General features: G+C 57.9%; 5 protein-coding genes and 1 pseudogene. 1 reads left to right on the forward strand and 5 read right to left on the reverse strand.

The window, feature by feature from the left end:
- From PHQ58_RS23430 to PHQ58_RS23440, 3 genes are all read right to left on the reverse strand, one after another.
- A partial coding sequence (locus PHQ58_RS23430) for a TCP-1/cpn60 chaperonin family protein (RefSeq protein WP_300116306.1) occupies positions 1-238 on the reverse strand: 238 nt, incomplete at its 3' end.
- 85 nt (positions 239-323) lie between these two features.
- Positions 324-614, reverse strand: coding sequence for a co-chaperone GroES (locus PHQ58_RS23435; RefSeq protein ID WP_078364254.1), 291 nt, complete (start codon positions 612-614; stop codon positions 324-326).
- 614 nt (positions 615-1,228) lie between these two features.
- Positions 1,229-1,705 carry a hypothetical protein gene (locus PHQ58_RS23440; protein WP_300116310.1) on the reverse strand — a complete coding sequence of 159 codons (477 nt, stop codon included), beginning with the start codon at positions 1,703-1,705 and terminating at the stop codon, positions 1,229-1,231.
- Positions 1,706-1,832: 127 nt separating this feature from the next.
- Between PHQ58_RS23440 and PHQ58_RS23445 the strand changes: the two genes are divergently transcribed.
- Positions 1,833-2,111: a hypothetical protein gene (locus PHQ58_RS23445; RefSeq protein WP_300116312.1), complete on the forward strand. Its 279-nt coding sequence runs from the start codon at positions 1,833-1,835 to the stop codon at positions 2,109-2,111.
- Between the two features lie 450 nt (positions 2,112-2,561).
- Here the strand turns inward: PHQ58_RS23445 and PHQ58_RS23450 are convergent, their stop codons facing one another.
- Both PHQ58_RS23450 and PHQ58_RS23455 read right to left on the reverse strand, forming a co-directional pair.
- On the reverse strand, positions 2,562-3,113 hold the full coding sequence (locus PHQ58_RS23450) for a GNAT family acetyltransferase (RefSeq protein WP_300116314.1): 552 nt from the start codon (positions 3,111-3,113) through the stop codon (positions 2,562-2,564).
- Positions 3,099-4,011: pseudogene (locus PHQ58_RS23455) on the reverse strand (aminotransferase class III-fold pyridoxal phosphate-dependent enzyme); the annotation flags it as partial. The gene PHQ58_RS23450 and the pseudogene PHQ58_RS23455, both read right to left, overlap by 15 nt.

The following is a 4,011-nucleotide window of genomic DNA, read 5'->3' on the forward strand; positions in this document are numbered from 1 at the left end:
TGGAAGCCACTTCCTTGACCATCTGCGCGCCCATGTTTTGCAGCTTGTCTTTGAGTTCGATTTCCTTGGCCACGGACACACCGTCCTTGGTCACGGTGGGGGCGCCGAACGAGCGCTCCAGCACCACATTGCGGCCCTTGGGGCCCAGGGTGACCTTCACTGCGTTGGCCAGAATGTTCACGCCTTCAACCATGCGTGCGCGGGCTTCGCCGCCGAAAATTACGTCTTTTGCTGCCATGTGTGGCTCCTAAAAAAATAAGTGAAATTGGCATCTAGCCCACGCAAACATTGCGTGGCTAGCTATGAATTTGATAACGCTGGAATTACTTCTCGACCACGGCGAACAGGTCGTCTTCCTTCATGACCAGCAGCTCGTCGCCGTCAACCTTGACGGTCTGGCCGCTGTATTTGCCGAACAACACGCGGTCGCCAACCTTGACGCTCATCGCGCCGAGTTCGCCCTTGTCGTTCTTCTTGCCGGGGCCCACTGCCAGCACTTCGCCTTGATCAGGCTTTTCAGCCGCGCTGTCAGGAATAACGATGCCGGATGCGGTACGGGTTTCGTTTTCAACGCGCTTGACAATCACGCGGTCGTGCAGGGGACGAAGTTTCATAGTGACTCCTTAAAGGTGTGAAACACAGGTAAAAAAATAGGGGCAACGGCGCACCTGAAGGCAACCGCCGTTGTCGTGAAGTGTTGCTGCCGTCGGGTACAAGCCTGTTAGCACTCAACTCTTGCGAGTGCTAATCATAAGGCCGTTTGCTGACTTTTCAAGAGCCCGAGTTGCAAAACGGTGGATCAGGCCCCGATCCGGTGGCCACTGGCGGTCCATGGGCGCTGAATTTGGTTTTGCGGATTTTTGCTTTGGGGCGGCAGCTGCTGAGGGTTAGGAGCGCAGCCGCTCTTCCCACAGCAGTGGCCGTCAGGGTTAGGCTGATTACGGCCATTGACCTAGATGCAGTACCAGACAGGGTACGACCCATTGCGGTCGGTAGTGAGTACGAAAAGCGGGCACTCAACGCAGAGTTACCAGTCCTCGGTATTCGTAGCTTCATCAAGCGAGTCAACGATGAGTCTGACCTGCGTATCAGAGTAGATGGGCATGCCATTCGGGGGCGCAGGGGAGTTCTCAGGCGGTTCCATGTGAGGCCTAACGTGCTAGCTCAGCTTGCGTAGCCGGCTTGCCGGCGAAGCGTCCCTATGGAGTGATGGGATGGCCTAGCGCATTCACTGTGAAAGCTGCCGAATTCGACGTAACGTCTCTGCATGAACCAGCTCGGGATTCTTGCGAGGAGACTTCAGATAAATTGGGTAGTTTTCACACCTTTTTTGGAATAGCTCTAGTCCATCGGTCAAGAGCCGCGCGCTAAGTGCACTCTTTGATGACTCGTAGAGTTCCTTGGACCATGCAACCAACGTTTCGTGCTGACGAGAAATGCCATTGGCCCTGACAACTAGCCAACGTTCCCAACGCGATTCGATCTCGGCGACAAACGGCGAATACTGCTGCCTCCAGTTGGAAACAGCCCGTCGGTTGCTAGAAGCAGTTGCGGGGAATTGTTGCGAGCACAGTTCCTCCATCGCGCGAACCTGTTGGACATCTCCATAGAGGCCAGCAAGATCATCGGCATATTGATCGTTTGAGGCTGCCATTAGCGTGGGTGGCAACATAAACAGAGAAGTCAGCAAGAGGAGTTTTCGCATCTCGTAGGCCCAACGTCTGACATGAGGGGCCGCCGATAGGCGATCCCTCTCGATGGATGGGTTGGGCGTTTTTGTACGCACAAATTTAGCCGCAAGTTTGACTGACGTTTGCCGAAACCAACTTAACTTGATCTACGACGTTCAACGTTTGCCCCTTTTTCATATTGCAAGCATTGCAGATCGGGATTACGTACCAAGAAGAATCGGAAGTGCTGTCCTTCTGCACGTGGCCGCCAACCAAGTCGGTGCCACTGCAACCTACTACAACGCAATGGTTAGCTTTTTGTCCGCTGAACCTCTGCCAGTGCGCATACCAACTGTCGCACTTGCATTTGTTTTGGGAAGTACCGTTGAGATTTTTGACTTTCATTTCGTTCTCCCTTCGCTAGTTGATGATGTGATGTAAAAGCGCCCAACGTAATGTAGCCGGGCGCCTATCCTGGCCTAGCCAAGCTAGACGGCAAAATAATCTCGGATTCCATCCATTGATGGCGAGGCCCATCAAATGGCTAGACCCGTGCCGCCAACGTTTGCAGTCAATTTCGCAAAAAGTTGAAGTCATTTTCGTCCCTTTGAACCTTGTCGCCTATTCTGGCGAAATTTGGCTAGCGTCTGGTTCGTGTTCCCAGAACTTCGTGTGGTTTGACTATAGCCCACGGGACAACGCATATGGATGACCGCTTCCGTTTAGGTTTGTAGGACGCCTGCCCTCTGGCATGGACTGAGTCACGCCGGTCCGTGGTCGCGAGCGGGCTAAACGATTTGAGCCCGTCGCTATGCCGGTTTGCAGCCGTTCACGTGGGCAGCTGCTTGGCACGTTGTCGAAGGGCTGGCACCCCTCTTGCGATTTTGCGGATTAAGCGGCTGCAATCGGTGGCTCATTCCCGTTCTGTGGCTCAAGATTTTTGGCAACTCCACCCCCACCCAGCAGCTTGCCCATGCTGATGCGTTTTTCAACGGCATAACCTTGGGCGGCATAAAACCCGACAACACCGGCATTGGATTCGACCACCTGGAGGTTGACTTTCAGGCAGCCGCGCTCGGCCAGGGCCTGCTCGGCGGTGCGCATCAGGGCCGAGCCAATGTCCTGGTGGCGGCAGGACGGGTGAACCGCCACCGAGTACAGCCAGCCGCGATGCCCGTCGTAGCCGGCCATGATGGTACCCACCACCTGCTCGCCTTTGGTCGCGACAAAAAACAGCCCATCGGCGGCGGCCAGTTTTTTGTCGATGGCCAGCGCCGGGGCGTTGTGGGGCGATTCATCAGCAAACACCTCGGTCCAGAGCGACACCACCTGCGCCCGGTGCAAGGTGTTGTCAAAACCGCGCACTTCAAGCTGGGGCGCGGGCGGCGCAGCGGGTGCCAGGTTCGGCGCTCCGGTTTCCCCGTTGCAGATGTCCGTCAGCACCTGATGCAACAGGGCCAGCCCCTGCTGGACCTCCTCAGGCGTGGTGTTGAGCGCTGGCATGAAGCGCAGGCAATGCGGGCGCGGGGCATTGAGCAACAAGCCGTGCGCTCTGGCCCGCTCAACCAACTGTGGCGCCAGGTCCTGTCCAAGCTCCAGTGCCAGCAGCAAGCCGCGTCCGCGCACCGGCCCCAGCCCAAAGCTGTCCGACAGCGCCGCCAGCCCCTGCGCCAGTTGCGCACCGATGGCGCGGCTGGTCGCCAGAAAACCGTCAGACAGCAGTTCGCGCAGCACCGCCACCCCGGCCGCGCAGGTCAGCGGGTTGCCGCAAAACGTGCCACCCTGGTCCCTCGCCGTGAAACAGGAGCAGTGTTCCTTGGCCAGCAGGGCCGACAGCGGCACCCCGCCGCCAAGGCCTTTGCCCAGGGTCATGATGTCGGGCTCGATGCCGTACTGCTCGTAGGCGAACAGGGTGCCGGTGCGCCCGCACCCGGTCTGCACCTCATCCACGATCAACAGCAGCTGATGGGCGTCACACAGCGCGCGCAGCCCTTGCAGAAATTCGCGGTCAGCCGGAAACACCCCGGCCTCACCCTGGGTTGGCTCCAGCATGATGGCCACGGTGCGCGGGCCAATGAGCGAGCGCACCGAGTCCAGATCATTGAACACGGCCTTGGGAAAGCCGGGCACCTGGGGTGCAAACAGAGTGTCCCAACCGGCTTTGCCGCTGGCCGACATGGTGGCCAGGGTGCGGCCATGAAAACCATGGTGAAAGGTGATGATCTCGAAGGCGCCGTTTTTATGGCGCTGGCCCCATTTGCGCGCCAGTTTGATCGCCCCCTCATTGGCTTCGGCGCCCGAGCTGCCAAAAAAGACATGGTCAAAACAACTGTGCTGGGTC

Source organism: Rhodoferax sp. (assembly GCF_028688795.1).
Classification (GTDB): Bacteria; Pseudomonadota; Gammaproteobacteria; order Burkholderiales; family Burkholderiaceae_C; genus Rhodoferax.